The 24625-nt window shown below is 62.5% G+C and carries 22 protein-coding genes; 8 read left to right on the top strand and 14 right to left on the bottom strand.

All coding sequences use genetic code 11. The features are described 5' to 3' along the window. The 5 genes from J0O65_RS27755 to J0O65_RS27735 form a co-directional block, all read left to right on the top strand. The coding region (locus J0O65_RS27755) for a YDG domain-containing protein (protein ID WP_251374036.1) at nt 1-1983 on the top strand (1983 nt) is incomplete at its 5' end. Nucleotides 1984-1987: 4 nt separating this feature from the next. Further along, complete coding sequence (locus J0O65_RS27750) at nt 1988-2692, top strand: FecR family protein (RefSeq protein ID WP_502793605.1); 705 nt, start codon at nt 1988-1990, stop codon at nt 2690-2692. Between the two features lie 105 nt (nt 2693-2797). Further along, on the top strand, nt 2798-5233 hold the full coding sequence (locus J0O65_RS27745; protein WP_215410330.1) for a heavy metal translocating P-type ATPase: 2436 nt from the start codon (nt 2798-2800) through the stop codon (nt 5231-5233). Between the two features lie 2 nt (nt 5234-5235). After that, a complete protein-coding gene (cueR, locus tag J0O65_RS27740) occupies nt 5236-5655 on the top strand; it encodes a Cu(I)-responsive transcriptional regulator (RefSeq protein WP_034788623.1) in 420 nt (139 codons plus the stop codon). A 22-nt stretch (nt 5656-5677) separates the two neighbouring features. Next, the gene (locus tag J0O65_RS27735) at nt 5678-6400 is read left to right on the top strand and encodes a glutathione S-transferase (protein WP_215410329.1); all 723 of its coding nucleotides are present in this window, start codon (nt 5678-5680) and stop codon (nt 6398-6400) included. 43 nt (nt 6401-6443) lie between these two features. Here the strand turns inward: J0O65_RS27735 and J0O65_RS27730 are convergent, their stop codons facing one another. From J0O65_RS27730 to yidD, 3 genes are all read right to left on the bottom strand, one after another. Next, nucleotides 6444-6644 (bottom strand): heavy-metal-associated domain-containing protein, encoded by a 201-nt coding sequence (locus J0O65_RS27730; protein WP_077407505.1) that lies wholly within the window; start codon nt 6642-6644, stop codon nt 6444-6446. Between the two features lie 82 nt (nt 6645-6726). Then, the gene (locus J0O65_RS27725) at nt 6727-7668 is read right to left on the bottom strand and encodes a bestrophin family protein (RefSeq protein ID WP_215410328.1); all 942 of its coding nucleotides are present in this window, start codon (nt 7666-7668) and stop codon (nt 6727-6729) included. 268 nt (nt 7669-7936) lie between these two features. Beyond that, complete coding sequence (yidD, locus tag J0O65_RS27720; protein WP_215410327.1) at nt 7937-8410, bottom strand: membrane protein insertion efficiency factor YidD; 474 nt, start codon at nt 8408-8410, stop codon at nt 7937-7939. A 240-nt stretch (nt 8411-8650) separates the two neighbouring features. On the opposite strand from yidD, the gene J0O65_RS27715 reads away from it, so the two are divergent. Beyond that, on the top strand, nt 8651-10333 hold the full coding sequence (locus J0O65_RS27715) for a serine hydrolase (RefSeq protein ID WP_215410326.1): 1683 nt from the start codon (nt 8651-8653) through the stop codon (nt 10331-10333). An 89-nt stretch (nt 10334-10422) separates the two neighbouring features. Here J0O65_RS27715 and J0O65_RS27710 read toward each other — a convergent pair whose 3' ends face one another. From J0O65_RS27710 to J0O65_RS27670, 9 genes are all read right to left on the bottom strand, one after another. Next, complete coding sequence (locus J0O65_RS27710; protein WP_215410325.1) at nt 10423-12228, bottom strand: PhoH family protein; 1806 nt, start codon at nt 12226-12228, stop codon at nt 10423-10425. 289 nt (nt 12229-12517) lie between these two features. After that, complete coding sequence (locus tag J0O65_RS27705; protein WP_034750445.1) at nt 12518-12988, bottom strand: peroxiredoxin; 471 nt, start codon at nt 12986-12988, stop codon at nt 12518-12520. Nucleotides 12989-13063: 75 nt separating this feature from the next. Continuing rightward, nucleotides 13064-14023, bottom strand: a complete 960-nt coding sequence (locus J0O65_RS27700; protein WP_215410324.1) for a polysaccharide deacetylase family protein — start codon at nt 14021-14023, stop codon at nt 13064-13066. Further along, a complete protein-coding gene (locus J0O65_RS27695; protein ID WP_215410323.1) occupies nt 14023-15075 on the bottom strand; it encodes a bifunctional UDP-4-keto-pentose/UDP-xylose synthase in 1053 nt (350 codons plus the stop codon). The genes J0O65_RS27700 and J0O65_RS27695 overlap by 1 nt, the downstream gene beginning before the upstream one ends. Before the next feature lie 21 nt (nt 15076-15096). Beyond that, the gene (locus tag J0O65_RS27690) at nt 15097-16014 is read right to left on the bottom strand and encodes a formyltransferase (protein ID WP_215410322.1); all 918 of its coding nucleotides are present in this window, start codon (nt 16012-16014) and stop codon (nt 15097-15099) included. Further along, nucleotides 16014-17009: a glycosyltransferase gene (locus J0O65_RS27685; protein WP_215410321.1), complete on the bottom strand. Its 996-nt coding sequence runs from the start codon at nt 17007-17009 to the stop codon at nt 16014-16016. The genes J0O65_RS27690 and J0O65_RS27685 overlap by 1 nt, the downstream gene beginning before the upstream one ends. An 11-nt stretch (nt 17010-17020) precedes the next feature. Further along, the gene (locus tag J0O65_RS27680) at nt 17021-18157 is read right to left on the bottom strand and encodes a DegT/DnrJ/EryC1/StrS family aminotransferase (protein WP_215410320.1); all 1137 of its coding nucleotides are present in this window, start codon (nt 18155-18157) and stop codon (nt 17021-17023) included. 207 nt (nt 18158-18364) lie between these two features. Next, the gene (locus tag J0O65_RS27675) at nt 18365-20038 is read right to left on the bottom strand and encodes a glycosyltransferase family 39 protein (RefSeq protein WP_215410319.1); all 1674 of its coding nucleotides are present in this window, start codon (nt 20036-20038) and stop codon (nt 18365-18367) included. Then, the gene (locus J0O65_RS27670) at nt 20035-20427 is read right to left on the bottom strand and encodes an Mth938-like domain-containing protein (RefSeq protein ID WP_215410318.1); all 393 of its coding nucleotides are present in this window, start codon (nt 20425-20427) and stop codon (nt 20035-20037) included. The genes J0O65_RS27675 and J0O65_RS27670 overlap by 4 nt, the downstream gene beginning before the upstream one ends. A gap of 425 nt (nt 20428-20852) precedes the next feature. Between J0O65_RS27670 and J0O65_RS27665 the strand changes: the two genes are divergently transcribed. Beyond that, the gene (locus tag J0O65_RS27665; RefSeq protein ID WP_215410317.1) at nt 20853-22082 is read left to right on the top strand and encodes a pyridoxal phosphate-dependent aminotransferase; all 1230 of its coding nucleotides are present in this window, start codon (nt 20853-20855) and stop codon (nt 22080-22082) included. A 72-nt stretch (nt 22083-22154) separates the two neighbouring features. Continuing rightward, entirely contained in the window at nt 22155-23477 is a 1323-nt protein-coding gene (locus tag J0O65_RS27660) for a homoserine dehydrogenase (RefSeq protein ID WP_215410316.1), read from the top strand. A 64-nt stretch (nt 23478-23541) separates the two neighbouring features. Here the strand turns inward: J0O65_RS27660 and J0O65_RS27655 are convergent, their stop codons facing one another. Together J0O65_RS27655 and J0O65_RS27650 are read right to left on the bottom strand one after the other, a co-directional pair. Beyond that, nucleotides 23542-23907: a ribonuclease E inhibitor RraB gene (locus J0O65_RS27655; protein WP_077407485.1), complete on the bottom strand. Its 366-nt coding sequence runs from the start codon at nt 23905-23907 to the stop codon at nt 23542-23544. A 144-nt stretch (nt 23908-24051) separates the two neighbouring features. Continuing rightward, a complete protein-coding gene (locus J0O65_RS27650; RefSeq protein WP_215410315.1) occupies nt 24052-24609 on the bottom strand; it encodes a porin in 558 nt (185 codons plus the stop codon). Between the last annotated feature and the right edge of the window lie 16 nt (nt 24610-24625).

The following is a 24625-nucleotide window of genomic DNA, read 5'->3' as shown; positions in this document are numbered from 1 at the left end:
AGGAACGCGGGCAGCGGCAAGGCCGTGCGTGTGACGAACCTGGCGCTGAGCGGCGACGATGCGGGCAACTACGTGCTGAGCAGCAATGCGGGCAGCACCACGGCCGACATCGCGGCGCGCGCCCTGAACCTGTCCGGCGTGGCGGGCAGCAAGGTCTACGATGGCACGACGGGCGCGCAGCTGAGCCTGGGCGATGACCGCATCGCCGGCGACAGTGTCGTGGCCTTTGCCGTGGCCAACTTCGCCGACAAGAACGTGGGCGCGGCCAAGGCCGTGCTGGTGAGCGGCGCGACCTTGACGGGTGCCGATGCGGGCAATTACTTTATCGTCTTGCCGACGGGCTTGCTGGCCAGTATCACGCCCGCCAGCCTGACCCTGGCGGGCCTGAGCGCCGCAGGCAAGGTGTATGACGGTACGACTGCCGCGACGGTCAGCGCCTCGGCGAACGGCGTGCTGGGCCAGGATGTGGTCAGCGTGGTGGGCGGCAGCGGCAGCTTTGCCGACAAGAACGCGGGCATGGGCAAGCTGGTGACGGCCAGCGGCTTCCGCCTGGCGGGCGCCGATGCGGGCAATTACACGCTGGAAACGACGGGTGGCACGGCGCAGGCCACGATTGCGCAAAAACAATTGTCGACCTGGGTCGGCAGCGGCAGCGGCTTGTGGAGCGACGCGGCCAACTGGGACGGCGGCGTGGTGCCGGAAGGCGCGAACGTGCTGGCTGTCGACTTTGGCAACAGCCGGGGCATCGTCACCTACAGCGCGGCTGCCGGCAGCACCATCCTGAAAAACCTGAACTTGGCGACGGGCTTGCTGTTGACGGGTGGCAGCTTGAGCCTCGGTGAAAGCGCGCTGGACCGCTCCGTGCTGGGCGGCCTGGCAGGACTGGAAATCCATGGCGGCAGCTTGTTGCTGAACGGCAGCCTGTCGGCCGACCGCTATGCGCAAGGCGGCGGTGTGCTGAGCGGCAACGGCAACTTGCTTGTCGCCAATAGTTTTAGTCAGACGGCCGGCGCCATCCGGCTGGCTGGCCAGCTGGCCATCACGCAGGCGGCGGGCGATTTGCGCTTCGCCAGCCTGGCGGCGAACGAAGTGCGCTTGAGCGCGCTGAACGGCGCCATCGGCCAGGATGGCGCGCTGCTCGCCGGCAGCCTCGATGCGCAGGCGCAAAACGGCATCGTGCTGGGTAATGCTGGCAACCAAGTGGGCAGTTTGACGGCAAACAATAGTGCCGGCGGCGGCATTACGCTGAACAATACCTCGGCGCCCGGCAGCTTGACCCTGGGAACGCTGAGCACTGGTGGGGGCAATATCGCCATCGACAACACGGGCGGCGTGACGGCCGGCGATATCGATGCGCATGGCGGCAACGTCAGCGTGACGTCGCACAGCCCCGTCACCGTCCATGGCAAGATCGCAGGCAATGACATCGCCCTCAATGCCAGCACGGACGTGGTGCTGGGCAATGGCGCGCAGTTGACGGCGGCGCGCGACATCCGCCTGGTGGCGGGCGGCGACATCCGCATCGAAGGCGATGCCAAGGTCCTCGGCGGCGGCAATTTTGCCGCCAGCGCGGATGGCTCCGTGCGCTTTGCGGACACGGCCAGCGTCGCCTTGCCGGCGGCGGCCAGCATGAGCGTGCTGGCGAAAACGGGCGGCATCACGGGGACGTCGGGCGTGCGCATCAACCGCCAGCGCAGCGCCGTGACCCTGCTGGCGCCGAATGGCGCGGTGAGCATGGCGGATGCCATCTTCCTGCCTGCCACGACCATCGATCCGCCCGTCATCAATCCTGGCCTGAACACGGCCATCGACGATGCGTTGCGTATCATCAAGCAGGCCGACCGTGCCAATGATGCGCTCGCGTCTACCTCGCCGGCCAAGACTGACGACAAGAAAAAAGACAGCAAGGATGTTGCTGATGCTGCAGACAAACCCACAGGACACAACTACGATGATTCCGTTAAAAAAATGTACTGCAATTAAGGCCTTGCTGTGGCTGGCCCTGATGTGCGTGGGCGCGCACGCCTGGGCCGGGCAGGTGGCGGGCACGGTGATGCAGTTGAGTGGTCCCTTGATGGCCAAGAAGGCGGATGGCAAGGTGAAAATCCTGGCCATCAAGTCCGAAGTCGAGCAGGGGGACACCTTGCTGACGGAAAAGGAAACCTATGCCTTGATCAAGCTGATCGACAATAGCGAAATCACCCTGAAGCCGAACAGCAGTGTCGTGATCGAGCAATTCAGCTATGTGGCCGAGCAGCCCGATGGCGACCGCGCCATTTTCAGCCTGCTCAAGGGGGGCTTGCGTTCCGTCACGGGCTTGCTGGGCAAGCGCAACAAGGAGCGCTTCGAGATGAAGACGCCGGCCGCCACCATCGGCATTCGCGGCACGACGTTTGTCGCCACCTATGCCGTGCCGTCGGCGCCGTTGCCATCGGCAGGGCCAGGGCTGCCCCCCGGCCTGTACGTCCAGGTGCTCGATGGCCTGATTCATGTGACCAATCCTGCCGGGACGCAGAATTTTGCCGCCGGCCAATTTGGTTTTACGCCCAACTTCAAGCAGCCGCCCGTGATGCTGCCCGTCAATCCCGGCATCCCGTTCACGCCGCCGCCGGTCTTTTCAGCGTCGTCATCGGGTCCGGGCAGCGCCGCCGGCAGCGGCAAGCCGGCCGCCATCGACTGCGTCGTGCGCTAAGCGTCGTCAAACAGGCCCGGCACATCGTGCAAATAGGGCTTGACCTTCCCATCATGGGATAGCAGATCCTGTCCGTATTCGTTCATCTTTCGTACAGGATCTGCCATGAATCAGGCCGCACTCGCTCCCGCCACTTCCCCTCCCGCCGCCGCGCATGCGCAGGCGCTGGCCATCGAAGGCATGAGCTGCGCCTCGTGCGTGGGCCGCGTGGAAAAGGCCCTGGCCGCCGTGCCCGGCGTGAGCCAGGCCAGCGTCAACCTGGCCACCGAAGTGGCCAAAGTCACGTCCAGCACGCCGATTCCCCTGGCCACTTTGCAGGCGGCCGTGGAAAAGGCCGGCTACAGCGTGGCGCAACGCGAAATCGACCTGCATATCGCCGGCATGACGTGCGCCTCGTGCGTGGGCCGGGTGGAAAAAGCCTTGCTGAAAGTGCCGGGCGTGCTGGCCGCCAGCGTCAACCTGGCCACGGAAAGCGCGCGCATCAAGGTGACGGGCGGCCTGGAGGCGGGCACCCTGATCGCCGCCATCGACAAGGCTGGCTATGCGGCCACGGCGCCCGCCGCCAGCCAGGCCAGCGCGCCCGCTGCGGCGCCCAGCCGCGACGGCATGAAAGTGGCGTTCGCGGCCGTGCTGGCCTTCCCCCTGATGCTGCCCATGCTGCTCGAGTGGGCCGGCGTCCACCTGATGCTGCCCGGTGCTGTGCAATTCGCCCTGGCCACGCCCGTGCAGTTTTACTTTGGCGCGCGTTTCTACAAGGCGGGCTGGAAGGCGGCCCGCGCCGGCAGCGGCAATATGGATCTGCTGGTGGCGCTGGGCACGAGCGCCGCGTACGGCTTGTCCGTCTACCAGTGGCTGACGGCCGGTGAAATGTTGCCGCACCTGTACTTCGAGGCCTCGGCCGTCGTCATCACCCTGGTGCTGCTGGGTAAATGGCTGGAAAGCCGCGCCAAGCGCCAAACGGCCTCGGCCATCCGCGCGCTGCAAGTCTTGCGTCCGGAAGCGGCCCGCGTGCGCCGCGACGGCGTCGAGATCGACTTGCCTGTGGAACAGGTCAAAGTGGGCGACCTGGTGGTCATCCGCCCCGGCGAGCGGGTGGCCGTCGATGGCGTGGTGGTGGAGGGCGCCAGCCAGATCAATGAATCGCTGATCACGGGTGAAAGCTTGCCGGTCGATAAGCATCCGGGCGACAAGGTCACGGGCGGCGCCATCAATGCCGATGGCTTGTTGCTGGTGCGCACGCAAGCCGTGGGCGGCGAGACGACCTTGTCGCGCATCATCCGCCTGGTGGAAGATGCGCAGGCGGCCAAGGCGCCGATCCAGCACCTGGTCGACAAGGTCAGCGCCATCTTCGTGCCCGTGGTGCTGCTGCTGGCCTTGCTGACCATGCTGGGCTGGTGGTTCGCCACCGGCGAGCTGGAGAACGCCATCATCAATGCCGTGGCCGTGCTGGTCATCGCCTGTCCCTGCGCGCTGGGCCTGGCCACGCCGACGGCCATCATGGCCGGCACAGGTGTTGCCGCCCGTTATGGCATCCTGATCAAGGATGCGGAAGCGCTGGAAGTGGCGCACGCCGTCAATACCGTCGTGTTCGACAAGACGGGCACCCTGACGGTGGGCAAACCTGCGCTGGCGGCCTTGCATGCGCACGGCATCGACGACGCGCGGCTGCTGCAACTGGCGGCCAGCATCCAGCGCGGCAGCGAGCACAGCCTGGCCACGGCCGTGCTCGATGCCGCGGCCGCGCGCCACATTGCCCCCTTGCCAGCGACGGGCCTGTCGGCCTTGCCGGGGCGCGGCCTGGCGGCCCACGTCGATGGCCTGGAACTGAAACTGGGCAGCACGCGCCTGATGCAGGAATTGCACGTCGATATGACGCCTCTGGCGGCACAGGCCCTGTCCCTGGAAAACACGGGCAACACGATTTCGTGGCTGGCGTCGGGATCGGAACTGCTGGGCCTGTTTGCCTTCAGCGACCAGGTCAAGCCGAACGCGCAGGCAGCCATAGCCCATCTGCACAGCCTGGGCATCCGCACGGTGATGTTGACGGGGGATAACCAGGGCAGCGCGGACGCCGTCGGCAAGCTGCTGGGCATCGACACGGTGGCGGCGAAAATGCTGCCGGCCGATAAAACCGCTAAAATCGTGGCGCTGAAAGGCGAGGGCGCGAAAGTGGCCATGGTCGGCGACGGCATCAACGATGCGCCGGCGCTGGCGGCCGCCGACGTGGGTATCGCCATGTCGACGGGGACCGATGTGGCCATGCATGCGGCCGGCATCACGCTGATGCGCGGCGATCCGGCCTTGGTGGCGGACGCCATCGATATCTCGCGCCGCACCTACAGCAAGATACGGCAAAATCTGTTCTGGGCCTTCATTTATAACCTGATCGGCATTCCGCTGGCCGCCTTCGGCTTGCTCAACCCCATGGTGGCGGGCGCGGCGATGGCCTTCAGTTCGGTCAGCGTGATCAGCAATGCGCTGTTGCTGCGCCGCTGGAAAGCCCGCAGTCATTCAGGTGGCACGCATACCAAGGAGCAATAAGGATGAATATCGGCCAGGCGGCAAGCGAAACGGGCGTATCGGCAAAAATGATACGCTACTACGAAAGTATTGCCCTGTTAAAACCCAGCGCGCGCAGCGACGCCGGTTACCGCATCTACACGCCGAACGACTTGCACGCCTTGCGTTTCATTAAACGCGGGCGGGGGCTGGGGTTTTCGCTGGAACAGATCCGCGAACTGCTGTCGCTGTGGCAAAACGACCAGCGCGCCAGCGCGGACGTGAAAGGCATCGCGCTGGCGCACGTCGCCGAGCTCAACAAGCGCATCGCCGAACTGACGGAAATGCGCGATACCCTGGCCCACCTGGCGCAATCGTGCCACGGCGACGACAAGCCCGATTGCCCTATCCTGCAAAGCCTGGGGCTGGCTGGCGACACGGACGCGAAAGCGTGTTGCCATTGAGGTAAATCAACGGAGGTAGGGTATGGCGTATGCACTGTACTATTGGCCCACGATCCAGGGGCGCGGCGAATTCATCCGCCTGGCCCTGGAAGAGGCGGGCGCCGACTACCGCGATATCGCCCGCCTGCCTGAACGCGCGGGGCAAGGCCTGTCCGCCATGCTGGCCTGTCTCGACGGCGACAGCACGCCGCATGCCGCCTACGCGCCGCCCGTGCTGCGCGACGGCGATGTGCTGATCGGCCAGACGAGCAATATCCTGCTGTACCTGGGCCGGCGCCTGGGCCTGGCGCCGCGCGCGGAAAGCGGCCGCCTGTGGCTGAACCAGCTGCAGCTGACGATGGCCGACTGGCTGACGGAAGTGCACGACACGCACCATCCGCTGTCGGTGAACCAGTATTATGAAGAGCAACAGCAGGCGGCCATGCTGCGCAGCGCGGATTTCCGCGCTACACGTTTGCCCAAATTCCTCGATTATTTCACCCAAGTCTTGCTGAACAGCCGCGGCCAGTATCTGCTGGGGGCTAGACTCACGTATGGCGACCTGTCGCTGTTCCAGATGCTGGCGGGCTTGCGTTATGCGTTTCCGCAAGCCATGGCGCGCCTGGCGCCCCGGTATCGAGCCTTGTTTGACTTGCACGATGCCGTGGCGGCGCGGCCGAACATCGCCCGCTACCTGCGCTCGAAGCGCAGAATCGCCTTCAATGAGGAAGGCATCTTCCGCCACTATCCCGAGCTGGACGGGTAAATAAAAACAGCCGGCGCAAGGGCCGGCTGTCTTGTTGCTGCTGTTACTGCGCGCTGGTCACGGGGTAGCCCGCTTCCACGATGGCCGCGCTGATGGCGCCCAGTTCGGCGGGCGATTCCACCGTGACGCGCTTGCTGGCCAGGTCGATCTGCACCTGGGCTTGCGGATCGACGCCTTGCACCGCTTTCGTGACCGAGCCGACGCAATGGCCGCAGCTCATGTTTTCAACTTGTAACTGATACATGGCAAGCACTCCTTGAATGATTAAGTGCTTCCACTGTAATCCTTGCCCCGGTGGGAAGGTCAAGCGTAAGCGTTGTCGCGCTTTAATGAAGAAGAAAATCGACAGCTTGCATGGGCGGCGGCACGTTATCGTCCTGCACCGATTCGCGCAAGCTGATGTCGATGGCGCGGCACATGGCCGACAGGGGCAGATCGTTGGCGTCTTCGCCAAACGGTTCCTCGATCTCGTCGCCCAGGGCATCGAGGCCAAAGAAGGTGTAGGCGACGATGGCGACGACGAAGGGCGTCATGAAGCCGAGCGAATCGACGAGGCCGAAGGGCAGCAGGAAACAGTACAGATAGGCCGTGCGGTGCAGCAGCAGCGAATACGAGAAGGGAATCGGCGTGCTGCGGATGCGTTCGCACGAAGCGCCTGCGCCCACCATCGCCGAGACCGTGTTATCGATCTGCGCGGCCAGGATGCTGTCGATGCGGCCCTGTTTGACGCAGTCGGCCAGGTCGTGCCCCATCTGCAGCATCAGGTAGTCGGATGGATTCGATGCCTGGCAAGCCGCTTCCCACTCGGCCGGGCGCAGCAGCGGCTGCAAGTCGGCCGGTCCGCGCGTGTCGCGCAGCTGGTGGCGCAGCGCGTGGCAAAAGGCGATGGTGCGGTAAATCATGCGCACGCGCACGTCGTCCAGACCCAGCCGCGCGTGGGCCGGCGTGTCGCTGCGTATCATGGTCTGGCACTGGCGCGAGAAATTACGGCTGCGCAAGACCAGCTCGCCCCACAGCTTGCGCGCTTCCCAGTAGCGGTCGTAGGCGGCCGTGTTGCGAAAGCCCAGGAAGATAGCCAGCGGCAAGCCGATCAGGGTAAATGGAATGGTGGTGAGGATCACCTTGTGGTCGAACAGGGTGCCGTGGCACCAGGTGACGAGGGTGGCGATCACGGTATTGACGATGAGCGTGGTGCGGATGCGCGGCAGGACGGAACCGCGCACCACCAGAAAGAGCCTCAGCGCCGAAGGACGTTCGCGCACGATCATGATGGGCTCCCTGTCGGGGGCTGGGCTGGCGGTGAAAGCCGTGCCCTGTTCTTGTTATTGAAAAACCATTGTGTGGAATGGCAGAGTGGCAAATGCCGGGAACAAAAAGCCCGCTGTGTACGCGGGCTGAGCTGGGTATGCATGGGAAGCAGAGTAGGGGAGACGGCATGAGTATAGGCCGCCGTTCCGCTTCCGGCCAATTCACAGTGATAATGGGGATTATTCATTTTATGAATGAATATTTCATTTGTAAGTTAGTGCGTGAATTTCAGTTGCCGGGTTCCCGTCCTTGCCGGATTTTCCTGCGGTGTTCCTCCTGCTGCCGTTTCAATGCGGCACTGGCTGTGTAGTCGTTGCGGAACCACCCCGGATGCTTGCCGCGGCGCGGCCAGTTGCAGTCGGCCAGGCTGGTGATGTCGGCGCAGTCGCAGGCACAGTCGCCGCAATCGGTGACGGGCAGGTCGCAATGTCCCGCCTGTGCCCGGTAGCGCGCGCTGCGCCCCCTGGCATGCAGGGCCTGGTGCTGGCGGTGCCGCTCGCCGCAGGCGCGCAGGCGGCGCTGCAACAAGGGCAGGCCCACGCGCAACCCATGCCGCTCGATCACGCGGTAGCCATAGGCGGAACAGCTGTCGCGTCCCGCGAGCACGCGGTAGGCACAGGAAAAACCTTTGTAGGGTGACAGGTAGCGCTGGTAGGCGCGGATGGTCCACAGTGCCAGATAGTTGCCGAAGGGAGGGAACATGAAAAAACGGGTCCTTTGCGAATTGCCGTAAAGCGGCGTTTCAAGCATACGACAGGTATCCAGAAAAGCCTAGCAGCAAGCATGTATTGTTATTGTGATAAATGGGGAGAATTGCGCACGGCGCGTCTGTTAGGCTGGCTGAGCTAATTAGAAATATTTTCTATGGCAAATATGTCATCGCCTTAGCCGCCGCCAGAGGCATGCCCAATCTTGTTTATTCTTCCCGTGAAAGTGATCCGCATGTTTAAAGTCTCCAGCATCTGCCTCGCCACCTTGATCCTGTTGCAAGCGCCTGCCGGCCGGGCCGGCGAACCCGCTCCACTGAGCCAGCGGCAGCAGGCGCTGGCGGCGCAGATCGATGCCAGCATCGCTCCCTATTACAAGGCCACGGAGCCGGGCGCCGTCGTCATCGTCGTCAAGGATGGCCAGCCGCTGCTGCGCAAGGCGTACGGCCTTGCCAGCGTGCAGGAAGGCACGCCGCTGACGCCCGACATGGCGCTGCGCCTGGGCTCCATTTCCAAGCAATTCACGGCCGTCGCCATCCTGCTGCTGGCCGACCAGGGCAAGCTGGCCGTCACCGATGACATCACGACATTCCTGCCCGACTATCCGACGCACGGCAAGAAAATCACGATCGCGCAGCTGCTCGCGCACACGTCGGGCATCCACGACTACACAAGGAAGCCGGAATTCGTGCCGAACAGCACGAAAGACCTGAGTGTGGCGCAGATGATCGATTTCTTCAAGAACGATCCGCTCGATTTTGAACCGGGCACGCAATGGCGCTACAGCAGCTCCGGCTATTTCCTTCTCGGCGCCATCATCGAAAAGGCGGCGGGCCAGCCGTATGCCACTTTCATGGAACAGCAGATCTTTGTGCCGCTGGGCATGAACGACACGGCGTATGAAGGCCACGAGCGCCGGCCAGCCAGGCGGGCGGCCGGGCATATCCGCTCGGGCGAGGCCTATGCGCCGAACCTGCCCTTGAGCATGACGCAGCCGTATGCGGCCGGCGCGCTCGTTTCCACCGTGGACGACCTGGCGCGCTGGGACGCGGCCATCTCCGACGGCAAGCTGCTCAAGGCTTCCACCTGGCAGCTGGCGTTCACGCCGGCCAAGTTGAACGACGGCAAGGCGACCCGTAACGGCCTGGGCTGGAAGGTGGGCACCTGGCAAAACACCCCCGTCATCCACCATAGCGGCGGCATCAATGGGTTTGCCACGTATGCGATGCGTTTGCCGAAAGAAAAAGTGTATGTGGCCGTGCTGGAAAATGCGGATACGGGCCTGGTCGATCCCGATGTGGTGGCGCGCAAGGCGGCTGCCGTCGCCGTCGGCCGGCCATACCCGGAGATCAAGGTCATCACGCTCAAGCCCGCCATTCTCGATGCGTATGCGGGCGTGTACACCATCAACGACAAGGCCGGCTATACGATCCGTAACTTCGAGGGCAACTTGCTGCTGCAACGCACGGGCCGTCCGGCGCAGCGCATGCTGGCGTACTCGCCAAATGGCTTCCTGATTGAAAATACGCTCACCACGGCCGAATTCGAGCGGGGACCGAAGGGCGAGGCGCAGCTGATCCTCAATGATGGCGGCGAATCGAAGACGGTGCACGAGCGCGCCAGCGCCGCCAAGCCGGCGCGTACGGTGGTCGCCATGACGACGGCGCAATTCGATGCCTACGTGGGCAGGTACGCGCTGGCGCCCGAAGTCTATCTGGACGTGACGCGCGAAGGCGACAAGTTCTTTGCCCAGGTGACGGGCTTTCGCAAGCTGGCCATGTTGCCGATGAGCGAGACGGCTTTCTTTTCGAATGAAGTCGATGCGGAAGTGCGTTTCAACAAGGATGCCAGCGGCAAGATCGAGCAGCTGGTATTGCGCCAGGAAGGGCAGGACATGCCGGCCAGAAGGGTGAATTAAGCGTACTTTTCAGGCATGAAAAAGCCCCGCCTGCATCGCTGCAGCCGGGGCTTTTGAATGAAGGGGCAGCTCGCGCCGCCCTTTGGGACTTACAGCACTTCGCTGGCGTGGTCGGCCAGGCGCGAGCGCTCGCCGCGCGCCAGGGTGACATGGCCGCTGTGGGTCCAGCCCTTGAAGCGGTCGACCACATAGGTCAGGCCGCTCGAGCCTTCCGTCAGGTACGGCGTGTCGATCTGCGCGATGTTGCCCAGGCACAGGATCTTCGTGCCGGGGCCGGCGCGCGTGACCAGGGTCTTGACTTGTTTCGGCGTCAAGTTCTGCGCTTCATCGATGATGAGGAACTTGTTGACGAAGGTGCGGCCGCGCATGAAGTTGAGCGACTTGATCTTGATGCGCGAGCGGATCAGGTCTTGCGTTGCCGCACGGCCCCATTCGCCGCCATCGGAGTCGGACTTGTTCAGCACTTCCAGGTTGTCGTCGAAGGCGCCCATCCATGGCGACATCTTTTCTTCTTCCGTGCCTGGCAGGAAACCGATGTCTTCGCCCACCGGCACCGTCACGCGGGTCACGATGATTTCGTTGTAGAGCTTGGTTTCCAGCACTTGCGCCAGGCCGGCGGCCAGGGCCAGCAGGGTCTTGCCGGTGCCGGCCTGGCCCAGCAGGGTGACGAAGTCGCATTCCGGATTCATCAGCAAGTTCAGCGCGAAGTTCTGCTCGCGGTTGCGCGCCGTCACGCCCCACACATTGTTCTTCGTGTGGCTGAAGTCGCGCAGGGTTTGCAGCACGGCCGTCTTGCCGTTGATCTGTTTCACCTGGCCATAGAATGGCGTTTCGCCGTTTTTCGGTTCCAGGTAGATGAACTGGTTGACCAGCAGCGATGGAATGAACGGACCCGTCACGCGGTAGAAGGTGGAGCTGTAGCCGTTCTTGCTTTCCTGCCAGGATTCCATGTCCTTGCCGTGCTTGTTCCAGAAGTCGTCCGGCAATTGCACGATGCCCGAGTACAGCAAGTCCGTGTCTTCCAGCACATGGTCGTTGAAGTAATCTTCGGCCGGCAAGCCCAGGGCGCGCGCCTTGATGCGCATGTTGATGTCTTTCGACACCAGCACGACAGGGCGGCCTTCCTGTTCCGACTCGAGCGAGCGCACGACGGCGAGGATCTGGTTGTCCGCCTTGCCCACTGGCAAGCCAGCCGGCAGGTCGGCGCTTTGCAGGCGCGTCTGGAAGAACAGGCGGCCCTTGGCGTCCTTGTTGCCCAGCTTGGACAGCAGGATGCCGTGCTCGATGGCGTCGTCATCCGTGTTGCTGATCAGGGCGTCCAGGGTGCGCGAGACCTGGCGCGCATTGCGCGCCACTTCCGTCATGCCCTTTTTATGATTGTCCAGCTCTTCCAGCGTCATCATCGGCAGATACACATCGTGTTCCTCGAAGCGGAACAGCGACGATGGATCGTGCATCAGCACGTTCGTGTCGAGTACGAACAGCTTGCTGATGCCGCGCTGGTCGGCGGCGCGGCTGGCGGACGACTTGAGCTGCACTTCCACAGCCTTGTGCTTGGCCGGATGCGGCTGCTCGACTTGCTTGACGGGCTGGATCGGCGTGACCTTGCCTTTGGCCGCCGGCTTGGCTTTCGCGGCAGGGGCGGGCGCAGCGGCCACCGGCGCCGGGGCGGGCGCCTGTGCCGGCTTGGCGACCATCAGGGCCGCCACTTGCTTGATTTTCGTGGCCGCATTGCGGACCGGCTTGGCAACTTCGGCGATCGCCGCTTCAATGATCGGTGCAGCCACTTTCTTGGCTGCCGGGGTTTTGGTGGCCGGGCGCACCGCGCCTACGGTTGGGTAATCTTGGGTGGCCAGGATGGTGGCTGGCTTGCTCGGTAATTTTGGCAGTGGCATCAGGATCTCAATCAAAAAATTTCTGGAATGAATCGCCCATGGGCAGCCAGCTTCTGGCGGCACTTCTCATGGGGTGGATGCGGGGGAACAACAATGCTACAGGACGAATAACTGCCGGAAGGCCGGCAGCATGGCCGGTCATGGACGCCATCGGCGGGCTGCAGGCCCGCCTGGCGGAGTGGATGGAGGTGCTTCGTTGACTCAAAATGGCGATAGGTACCGTGAACTGAACTGCGGTTGAACTAAGCTCGCTGGAAGCCGGCAACGCGCATTGGATCAACATGGACGATCAATTCAGATGCGCTACGAATTCCAGCACTTCTTCCACGTGAGTTGCGACCTTCACGCCTCTCCATTCTTTCACCAATCGGCCCTGGGCGTCAATCACAAACGTACTGCGCTCGACGCCACGCACGGTCTTGCCGTACATCTGTTTCATCTTCATGACGTTAAACAGCAGGCAAACGGCTTCGTCCGGGTCGGAAATGAGCTCGAATGGCAGTTCCAGCTTGGCTTTGAAACTTTCGTGCGAGCGCAGGGAATCGCGGCTGATGCCGTAGATTTCCACGCCGGCGGCGACGAATTGCGGATACGCATCGCGGAAGGCGATGTTTTCCGTGGTGCAGCCTGGGGTGTTGTCCTTCGGATAGAAAAACAGCACCGTGGCCTTGGCCGGACGGCCCAGCAACTGAAAGGTCTTGCCGCTGGTCATGGCGGCGCTAAAGTCGGGTATGCTAACGAGGGATTGGCTATCAGCCACAGGTTCTCTCCTGAACGGTGATCATCAGCGCTGTTTTTTAGTCTGGCAACGCATCCAGGTGCAACAATACAGCATTCAGGCCGCTTTGCCCTGCACAATCAGGCGCCCCGAACGCCCGGGCAACTCATCCCAGGTGACGGGACAAACGGGCAGTTCCGTATTTTTTATCTTTTCATAATAATCGCCCATCGCCGCGAACTGGTAGCCCTGGGCTTTCCAGCCAGCCAGCAGTTGTTCGAAAATGGGGGCGAGTTTCTGTCCTTCAAGTTCCGCATGCAAGGTATATACATGGTCGCGCGGATTGTCCGCCGTCAGCGACAGGATATGCGCGGCAACATTGCCGGTGGTGATCAGTTTGCCGTCGATTTCGCAGCCCAGCAGCTCGTCCAGGGTGGGCAGGGTCGTGGGCAATTGCACGCATTGCAGGATGGTGTTGCCGTTGCGCACGCGATGCGGGCCATTGCCCGGATGCAGCATGGCGCCGCGCGCGTCGAGCATGGCGCGGCCATCGGAGGCAAAGCGGTAGCCGGCCGTGTCGTGCTCGACAAAGGCGCTGACATTCATTTGCCAGCCGGCCGCGCCGTGCGTGTGCGCCTTGGCGCCAAACACCTGTTCGTAGCGGTTGGCGGCCTTGCGCATCATGCTGATGGTCCAGGCGGCGTTGCGCTTGGCCACGTTGTCTTGCCACAGGGTGTGATCCCAGGTGTGGATGCCGCACTCGAAACCGGCATCGCGCACGGCGCGCAATTGCGCCGCGCATTGCTTGCCGATGTCGGGTCCCGGCAACAAGGTGCCGTACATCAATGTTTTCAAGCCGTAGTGCTCGACCACCGAGGTGCGCGACACCTTGCTGAAAAAGCCGGGCTTCAAGGCGCGCCGCAGGGCCCAGCCCGTATGGTCGGGGCCCAGCGAAAACAGAAAGGTGGCCTTGGCCTGGTGCGCGGTCAGCATGCGCACCAGATTGCCCATGCCTTCACGGGTGCCGCGATAGGTATCGACGTCGATTTTCAGGGTCAGGAACGGCTTGCTCAACATTAATCCATCAGTGCTTTGGCTTGGGCTACCTGGCTGCGGTAGGCGTCGAAAATGTTGCGCAGGGAATCGGCCATGGACGTGCTTGGCGCCCAGCCCAGCTCTTCGCAGGTATTCGTGATTTTCGGCACGCGGTTTTGCACGTCCTGGTAGCCGGCGCCGTAGTAGGCGCCCGAGGTCGTTTCCACGATTTTCACGTGTTTCGCGCCTTCGGCGTATTCTGGGTATTCGGCGGCCAGGGTCAGCATCATGCCGGCCAGGTCGCGGATCGAATAGTTATTGGTCGGATTGCCAATGTTGTAGATCTTGCCGCTGGCGACGCCGTTCTTGTTGGCGATGATGCGGATCAGCGCATCGATGCCGTCGTCGATGTAGGTGAACGCGCGTTTCTGCGCGCCGCCGTCGACCAGCGAGATGTTCTCGCCGCGCACGATGTGGCCGAAGAATTGCGTCACCACGCGCGAGGAACCTTCTTTCGGCGTGTGGATCGAGTCCAGGCCGGCGCCGATCCAGTTGAACGGACGGAACAGCGTGAAGTTCAAGCCTTCCATGCCGTAGCCCCAGATCACGCGGTCCATCAGCTGCTTGGCGTTCGAATAGATCCAGCGCGGCTTGTTGATCGGGCCGCAGATCAGTTCCGAGTTTTCCGGATCGAATTCCTCGTCATGGCACATGCCATACACTTCCGACGTCGACGGGAAGACCAGGTGTTTGCCGTACTTGGCGGCCGAGCGGACGATGGGCAGGTTGGCTTCGAAGTCCAGTTCGAAGACGCGCAGCGGCTGCTTGACGTAGGTCGATGGCGTGGCGATGGCGACCAGGGGCAGGATCACGTCGCATTTCTTGACGTGGTATTCGACCCATTCCTTGTTGATCGTGATGTCGCCTTCGAAGAAGTGCATGCGCGACTTGTAGTTGTCATCTTCCAGCAATTCCGTGATGCGGTCCGTGTTCATGTCCATGCCGTAGACATGCCAGTCGGTGGTTTCCAGGATGCGCTTGGACAGGTGGTGGCCGATGAAGCCGTTGACGCCTAAGATGAGGACTTTTTTCATGTGAGATTCTCTTGAGTGATATCAGTGTGTGCTGACGCGGGCGGTCAGACTTGCTTGCAATTGCTGAGCCGAAATCGGCTCCCCGGCAGCCCTCAGCGCGGAAATGGCCAGCATGCGGCCGTCTCCGCAGACGCCAAAGATGCAATTATCCACTACCGCCAAGCCCGGTGGCAAACTTCCTGCGGAAAGCTTGCTCAAACGGGCTTTTTCGATGGTGTAAATGACATTGTTGACTTCGGTGAAGGCGCCGGGATAGGGCGGCGCGACGGCCCGGTGCAGGTTATAGACCTGCTGCGCGGGTAACTTCCAGTCGATCCTGCCGTCTTCGGGCGTGCGCCCGCCAAAGTAGCCGCCCTGGCGCAAATCGTTGAGATGGCGCGGCGCCGTGCCGTCCAGCAAGGCCGGCAGCACGCCCCACAGCGTCTGTTCCGCCGCCACGGTGACCTTGCCGAAGACTTCGAAAGCCGTGTCGTCGGGCAGGATGGGCACGGCCGTCTGCGCCACGATGGCGCCCGCGTCCGGCTTGACCGTCATTTCATGCAGGGTGGCGCCCGTCTGCGTGGCGCCGTGCAGCACGGCCCAGTTGACGGGGGCGCGGCCGCGGAACTGCGGCAGCAGCGAGCCGTGCATATTGTAGGCGGGCGCGACTTCCAGGATGCTGGCGGGCAGCATGTGGCGGTAGTAAAAGCTGAACAGCATGTCCGGTGCCGCCGCCCGCACCTGCGCCAGCAGTTCGGGCGCGCGCGCGTCCGATGGCGTGATGTAGGGGATGCCTTCGGCCTGGCACAGGCTGGCGACGGATTCGAACCACAGGTTTTCCGTGGGGCTGTCTTCGTGCGTGACGACGAGGGCGATATCGACCCCTCCGGCCAGCAGCACCTTGATGCAGCGCACGCCCACATTGTGGTAGCCGAAGACGACGGCGCGTGGCGCGCCCATCAGCGACTCACCTGGCGCTTTTCCAGGCGCACATACGATGGCGCCTCGGCTTCCGCCTGGGTCATGCCGTCCTGCAAGATGGTTTGCACCACGTAGCGGGGGCGGGCGCGCACCTGCTGGAAGATGCGTCCCACGTATTCGCCCACCAGGCCGATGCCGAACAGGATCACGCCCATCAGGAAGAAGGCGATGGCGAACAGGGTGAACACGCCTTGCGCCTCGGCGCCGAACAGGAAGCGGCGCGCCAGCAAGTAGGTCACCAGCACGGCCGAACTGAAGGACAGCAACATGCCCAGCATGGAAAAGATTTGCAGGGGAATCAGCGAAAAGCCCGTGACCAGGTCGAAATTGAGGCGGATCAGGCTGTACAGCGAGTATTTCGATTCGCCGGCCGAGCGTTCCTCGTGCTCGACGGTAATTTCCGTGGGCTTGCGGGCAAAGGTATAGGCCAGGGCGGGCACGAAGGTGTTGACTTCGGCGCACTGGTTGACCAGGTCGATCACGTTGCGGCCATACGCGCGCAGCATGTTGCCCTGGTCCGTGATCTTGATGTTGGTGATGCGCTCGCGCAGCCGGTTCATCATCTTCGAGGCCAAGGTGCGCCAGGCGGAATCTTGCCGCTTGCGCCGGATCGAGCCCACGTAATCGTAGCCTTCACGCATCTTTGCCACCAGGTTGCCGATTTCTTCGGGCGGATTCTGCAGGTCGGCGTCGAGCGTGACCATGATTTGCCCGCGCGACGCTTCAAAGCCGGCCAGGATGGCCATGTGCTGGCCGTAATTGCCGTTGAACAAGACCACGCGCGTGACGTCGGGGCGCTGGCGGAACTGTTCCGCCAGGATGGGCACCGAATTGTCGCGGCTGCCATCGTTGACGAAGATGATCTCGTAGCTCGTCTGCAAGGCGTCGAGGGCCGGATACAGGCGGGCGAACAGGCTGGCCAGGCCATCCTGCTCGTTGTAGATTGGAATGATAATGGACAGTTCAGGTTTCATCGGCGCGCTGCTCATTTGATGAGAATGGATTTGACGGTGGCGACGGCGCGTTCCACGTCCTGTGTCGTCATGGCGTAGAACATCGGCAGGGTCACGGTCAGGCGGCCGATCTTTTCCGAGACGGGGAACATGCCTTCGGTAAAGCCGCGTTCGCGGTACATGGTAAACAGGTGGATCGGTGCGTAATGATAGCCCGTTCCCACGTTTTGCTGCGCCATCGCCTGCATGAAGGCGGCGCGCGTGCCGGGGCCATTGTCGGGCAGGATGATCTGGAACAAATGCCAGTTGCTGTTTTCAAAGTCCTGCACGGGCAGTTGGGCGCCGCTCAGCGCTTCGAAGTCGCTGCCGAATTGCGCGAAATAGTGGCGTGCCAGGGCGCGACGGTGGGCCGTGATGGCGTCGATGTTGGCGAACTGGCCCAGGCCGATGGCGGCCATGATGTCGCTCATGTTGTATTTGCCGCCCAGCACATCGACGTCGATGCCGTCGACGCCGCTGCGCGTGACGCCCTGCAGCCGGTATTTCTCGGCCAGTTTTGCTTCTTCCAGGTTGTTGAGGACGAGGCAGCCGCCTTCGCCCGTGGTGATGTTCTTGTTGGCCTGGAAGCTGAACGAGACGAAATCGCCAAAGGAACCGATGCGCTTGCCCTTCCAGCTGGAGCCGAACGCTTGCGCCGCGTCTTCCACGACCCTTAAATTGTACTTTTCAGCAATCGCGTACAGGCGGTCCATGTCGACGGGCAGGCCGGACAGGTAGACGGGAATGATGGCTTTGGTGCGCGGGGTGATGGCCGCTTCCAGCTTGTCGAGGTCGATGTTCCGCGTGACGGGATCGATGTCGGCAAACACGGGCGTGGCGCCTACTTCGATGATGACGTTGGCCGTCGCCACCCACGACACGGGCGTGGTGATGACTTCGTCGCCGGGGCCTATGCCGGCGATGCGCAGCGCGATTTCCATGGTGCATGTGCCCGAATTGAAGGTGCGCACGGGGCGCCCGCCGAAATATTCGGACAGCTGGGCTTCGAAGGCCTGTACTTTCGGGCCGCTGGTGATCCAGCCCGAGCGCAGCACTTCGCCGACGGCGGCGATGGTCGCTTCGTCGATGGTGGGTTTGGAAAAGGGCAAAAAGGGCAGGGTAGAGGTCATGGGGCGCGGTTCTTGGATCTGTATGGTGTCAGGGTATCGGTGTCGCCGAGGCTGCCAGTGCGCTCAAAAAGCGCCGGCAGGCATGGCTATTTTATATCGTCAGTATGGCGGCGCAGCCCCTTCAGCGGTGAAAAATCCTGCTGCTGCGGGAGCGGGGCAAGCCGGCCGGGGGCGCGATCCGTGCTGCTTCGCGCCCCGTTTAAGCATTTATTTGTTGGCAATGACCATGCGGCGCGCATCTGCGGCAATCACACGCATGGGCACGCCACGTTGTTGCAATTCCTTGTAGCGGTACAGGCTGATAATCGCCATGTCGTGCACGCCGGCATTGGCATCGTTCGTCCATTGCGTGATGAAAGGCTCGATGCTGGGGATGGACAGTTCCGGCTGCTGTTTCAGGCCAAACGTGAATTCATCCCAGTAATCGACGAGGATCACGGGACGCTGCAGATAATACGTCAGCGACTGTTCATAGATGCCGACCGAATAGAGCTTGGTATCGGCCGTCAGTTCGGCCTGGATCTGCGGCAGCATGTCGGTGCCTGCGCGGTTCTGGCCATACAGTTCGGAGCCGGCCAGGATGCAGTGCGTGGCCAGGAAGCCGGCGCCGGCGATGGTCAGCACCGTCATGTCGCGGCGCAGCTGGCGCGCATGCAGCAAGGCCAGAGCGCCGCCGGCCAGGGCGAAGAAGCCGGCCGCCATCAGCCATGGCTGGTAGCCCTTGAGCGCGATCAAGGCTTGCGCGTCGCGCGCGCTGGCCTTGCCGAAGGCGATCGGTCCGCCGATCAGGATGGCCGCGCCCAGCACGCACAGCAGGCCGGCGGCGAACAGGCGCTGGCGGCGCGAGGCCGATTCCAGGTACAGCGCCACCAGCAGGGCCAGCGCCGGGAAGATGGGCACGATATAGCCAGGCAGCTTCGAGGTCGAATAGCTGAAGAAGAAGAAAATGAAGACGGCCCAGACCAGCAGCATCAAGCGCGGCTGGAAGGCGCCCTCCTGGCGCCGGAAGGCGGCGGCCAGGCTTTGCGGCAGCACGCCTATCCATGGCAGCATGCCGGGAATGAGCAGCACCAGGAAGTAGTACCAGGCGCCTTCGCGCTTGTGGCCCTTCATCAGGAAGCGCTGGAAATGCTCGTGGATGAAGAAGAAGTGCGGCTGTTCCGGATTGCGCAGGGCGACCAGCACGAACCACGGCGTGGCGATGGCAAAGAACAGCAGCAAGCCCTTGACCAGGTGCAGCCGCGTCCAGATGCGCCAGTCGCGCGCGCACAGCGAATACAGCACCAGCACGGCGCCCGGCAGCACGATGCCGATCAGGCCCTTGGCCAGCACGGCCAGCGCCATGGCGGCCCAGCAGGCCAGCATCCAGTTGCGCCGTTCCCGCGCCGTGGCGTCGTCGCGCTGGGCGATCAGCAGGCTGCCCAGGGTGAGGGTCATCATGCCCGACAGGCCCATGTCCAGCGAATTGATCTGGCCGGAAGCGAGCCAGAACAGGCTCGACGCCAGCACCAGGCCCGCATACAGGCCCACGCGCGGGCCGAACACTTTCTTGCCCGCGTAAGCCGTCATGCACACGCCGATGATGCCGCACAGGCCCGTCCACAGGCGTGCCTGCCATTCGCCCAGGCCGAAGGCGGCGAAGGTCAGCGCATTCATCCACGTTTGCAGCGGCGGTTTTTCAAAGTACTTGATGCCGTTCAGGCGCGTGGTGACCCAGTCGCCCGTGACGAACATTTCGCGCGCCATCTCGGCGTAGCGGCCTTCGTCGGGCGGCACCAGGGTGCGTACGCCCAGCGCATACAGGGTGACGACGATGAAGAGGCCCAGCAGGGACCACATCAGCACCCGCGAAGAGTGCAGTTCGTTGACGTTGATTTTCATGCGGCCTTGCCTGTGGCCGGGGCCAGGATCAGGGCCAGGGTGACTTTGCGGCCTTCGCCCATGAGGATATTGTAGGTGCGGCAGGCGGCCTGGCTATCCATGCATTCGACGCCGATGCGGCGCATGGTCAGCGCGGCCGTCAGCTTCGGATGCACGAAGCGCTGGCGCTCGCCCGTGCCGAGGATGACCACGTCGGGCGCATCGACCAGGATTTGCGCGAAATGCGCCTCGTTCAATTGTTCGAAACTGTCCACCTCCCACGCCCGTGGCGGCACTTCCGGCATGACGATCAGGCTGTAGTTGTACGGCTGGGCATTGATCTCGACGCCGTTTTCGTCATAGCCGGTGACAGTCTGGTATTGTTGGGTGCTGCTGGCGTGGAGTTTCATGGCGATATCGGGGGGCTGGTCGTGTCGGTTGATCGGTGCGCGCGCGGCCGTATTGCGTGCCGGGCCCAAGGGCGTAAGCATGCCATAAATGACAGAAAAGAGCGACTGAAAAGCAACATCCTTTCCAATTTGCAATGTTCAGGGCCACGGTGGGGATGCCTGCCCGCGCCATGGTAATGCTGCAATATTAAGGGAAGATGAAGATGGCGCCCGCCAGATTGTCGTCCGGCGGCGCCAGCGTGGCAGAATCGGCGTCAAATGCTGGGGTTCGCCATGTTTAATTTGATAAAATGGTTTGTTTTCGGCGAGAATGATTGTTTTCGCCTTGCAGTCTTTCGCATCGCAGTTTCACGGGTTCATAGTTCTGGCGCGGCGATCATGCTGCAAGTTCTGCTCACCGCGCCGCATCACGACAGGGATTTATTTTGCGACCGATTCAGAAATCGAATAAATTGGCGGACGTCTGCTACGACATCCGCGGCCCGGTCCTGGAAAAATCCAGGCAAATGGAAGAAGAAGGCCACAAGATCACCAAGCTCAATATCGGCAACCTGGCCGTATTCGGCTTCGATCCGCCCGACGAGATCGTGCGCGACATGATGCTCAACCTGCAGAACGCGGCCGGCTATACGGATTCGAAAGGCATGTTCGCGCCGCGCAAGGCCGTCATGCACTACACGCAGAGCAAGAACATCGCCGGCGTGACCATCGATGATATTTATCTGGGCAATGGCGCTTCCGAACTGATCGTCATGTCGATGAACGCCCTGCTCAATAGTGGCGACGAGGTGCTGGTGCCGGCGCCCGACTATCCATTGTGGACGGCCGCCGTCAGCCTGTCGGGCGGCAATCCGGTGCACTATGTGTGCGACGAGCGCAACGAGTGGTATCCCGACATCGAGGACATGCGCCGCAAGATCACGCCGCAAACGAAAGCCATCGTCGTCATCAACCCGAACAACCCCACCGGCGCGCTGTACCCGGTGGAAGTGCTGCTGCAGATCGTCGAACTGGCGCGCCAGCATCAATTGATCATTTTCGCCGACGAGATCTACGACAAGGTGCTGTACGACGAAGCCGAGCACGTGTCGATCGCCTCGCTGGCCGACGACGTGCTGTTCATCACCATGAACGGCCTGTCGAAGAATTACCGCTCCTGCGGCTACCGTTCCGGCTGGATGGTGGTCTCGGGCGAGAAGCGCCACGCAAAAGATTACATCGAGGGCCTCAACATGCTGGCCTCGATGCGGCTATGCGCCAACGCGCCGGGGCAGTTTGCCATCCAGACGGCGCTTGGCGGCTACCAGAGCATACAAGACCTGGTGGGGCCCGGCGGGCGCCTGTTGAAACAGCGCGACCTGGCGCACAAGCTGCTGACCGATATTCCGGGCGTCACCTGTGTCAAGCCGAAGGCCGCGCTGTACATGTTCCCGCGCCTGGACCCGGAGATCTATCCGATCGCCGACGACCAGCAGTTTGCCTATGAATTACTGGCCGAAGCGAAGGTCCTGATCGTGCAGGGCACGGGATTCAACTGGATCGCGCCCGACCATTTCCGTGTCGTCTTCCTGCCCAACTCCGATGACCTGACCGAGGCCATGGGGCGCATTGCGCGCTTCCTCGAAGGCTACCGCAAGCGTCACGGCCGGGGCTGAGCCGGCTAGTAGCAATACCGATCAACCTGGCGCCGCTTTGGCGGCGCCACTTATGAGCAGTCAAGCACAACTATGAAATCCATCAAGATCGGCCTGCTGGGCCTGGGCAATGTCGGTTACGGCACGTTCAGCGTCCTGAAACGCAACCAGGAAGAAATCAAGCGCCGCGCGGGCCGCGGCATTGAAGTCGTCGCCGTCGCCGTGCGCGACGTGGCGCGCGCCGAGGCGCTCGTCGCCGGCGGCTGCAAGGTCGTCAACGACCCGCACCTGATCGTCAACGATCCCGAGATCGACATCGTCGTCGAACTGATCGGCGGCTACGACCTGTCGAAGACCCTGGTCATGCAAGCGATCGCCAACGGCAAGCACGTGGTCACGGCCAACAAGGCCCTGCTGGCCGTGCATGGCAACGAAATCTTCGCCGCCGCCCAGGACAAGGGCGTGATGGTGGCCTTCGAAGCGGCCGTCGCCGGCGGCATCCCCATCATCAAGGCGCTGCGCGAAGGCTTGACGGCCAACCGCATCGAATGGATCGCCGGCATCATCAACGGCACCACCAATTTCATCCTGTCCGAGATGCGCGACAAGGGCCTTGATTTCGCCACCGTGCTGAAACAGGCGCAGGAACTGGGCTATGCCGAAGCCGACCCCACCTTCGACATCGAGGGCGTCGACGCCGCGCACAAGGCCACCATCATGTCGGCCATCGCCTTCGGCATCCCGGTGCAGTTCGACAAGGCCTACGTGGAAGGCATCAGCAACCTCAATGCCGTCGACATCCGCTACGCCGAGCAGCTGGGCTACCGCATCAAGCTGCTGGGCATCACCAAGCGCGCCACCGTCAACGGCGTGGAAGGCATCGAGCTGCGCGTGCATCCGACCCTGATCCCGGCCAAGCGCCTGATCGCCAACGTGGAAGGCGCCATGAACGCGGTGCTGGTGCATGGCGACGCCGTCGGCGCCAGCCTGTACTCGGGCCGCGGCGCGGGCGCCGAGCCGACCGCCTCGTCGGTGATCGCCGACCTGGTCGACATCACCCGCCTGGCCACGGCCGACCCGGAACACCGCGTGCCGCACCTGGCGTTCCAGCCGAACGCGATGACCGATATCGCCATCTTGCCGATGTCGGAAATCACCACCAGCTACTACCTGCGCATGCACGTGGCCGACCAGCCGGGCGTGCTGGCCGACCTGACGCGCATCCTGGCCGAACGCGGCATCTCGATTGACGCCATGCTGCAAAAAGAGCCGGCCGAAGGCGAGACGCATACGGACATCATCATGCTGACGCACCAGACGCAGGAAAAGAACGTCACGGCCGCCATCGAGAAGATGGAAGCGTTGCCTAGCGTGGTGGGCACGGTCACCAAGATCCGCCTGGAAAACTTCAGCTGAGCGTTTTCAGCGGTCCATGCAAAACGGCGCCCGCGGGCGCCGTTTTTTTTGTCCGATGACTGTCTTAATGCTGCGGCACGTCGGGCGCGCCGACGGGACCCACGTCCATGCCGTCATAGCTGGCCAGCTGGTTTTCCTGGGCAAACGCCATCAGTTCGCCATTGCGCGCGTGCAGGCTGTCGACGCCATGCACTTCGGCTTTTTCCACGTGCAGCACCCACACGGGCGGCGCTGCCGGATCGTCGAGTTCCGGCTGGTACAGTTCCACCGGGCGGTAGCCCTGCAGCGCCAGCACGGTGGCGGCCTGTTCCAGCGGTTCGGACGTGGGGTTGGTGAAGTAATAGCCCCACAGCAGCGGCTGGGACAAGTCCCAGGGCGCGTTCTCGGCGATATTGGCGAACAGTTCGCTTACGTCTTCTTTGGTCATCATGACGGCAGGCTTTCATTAAAATCTCAGGGCGCGATCTTAGCATTCATGCCGCGTGTACGCCATGCGCCCATAAAAAAACCGGCTGTGCAGCCGGTTTCTTATCAGCCGTTACAACGGCTGGATGCTGATTCGCGTGAGCGTGAATTAGAACTTGTAGCGCAGGCCGATCGACAGCAGGTCGGCTTTCAGCTTGTCGCCGCCTTCGCTGGCAACTTTGCCGAAGTTTTCGTATTCCGCCACAGCCGACAGGTTTTTGCTGATGTTGTATGCTGCGCCGATGCCGAAGATGGCGGAAGTCTTGTTTTTCGATTCGCTACCGCTCGCATCGCTGATGCTGATTTTGGTGCGGTTTTGCGATACACCAGCCTTGGCGAACAGCGAGAACTGTTCGTTCAGCGGCAGGGTGCCGGTAGCGGCGGCGTAGAACGCGTGGCTTTTTGCTTCCAGCGTCGTGCCGTCAATGGTGCGGTTTACCTTGCCGAAGTCGACGTAGCCGGCTTCTGCGCCGAAGTTTTGCGTGAAATCGTAGCCAGCGTAAGCTTTGTAGCCGGTGTTGCTTTTCTTGTTCGTACCTTCTTGGTCGATCGACAGTTTCAATTCCGAACGACCGACGTTAGCGCCGATGTAAGCGCCTTCTGCTTGAGCGAACAAAGGGAATGCCAGGGCGGCGCCGACGACTACTGCAAACAATTGCTTTTTCATATTAATCCTAGGTAAT

The organism is Janthinobacterium sp. JC611 (assembly GCF_018682595.1).
Classification (GTDB): Bacteria; Pseudomonadota; Gammaproteobacteria; order Burkholderiales; family Burkholderiaceae_D; genus Janthinobacterium.
Note: the sequence above shows the minus strand (reverse complement) of the source record. Positions and strands in the feature narration are given on the sequence as shown.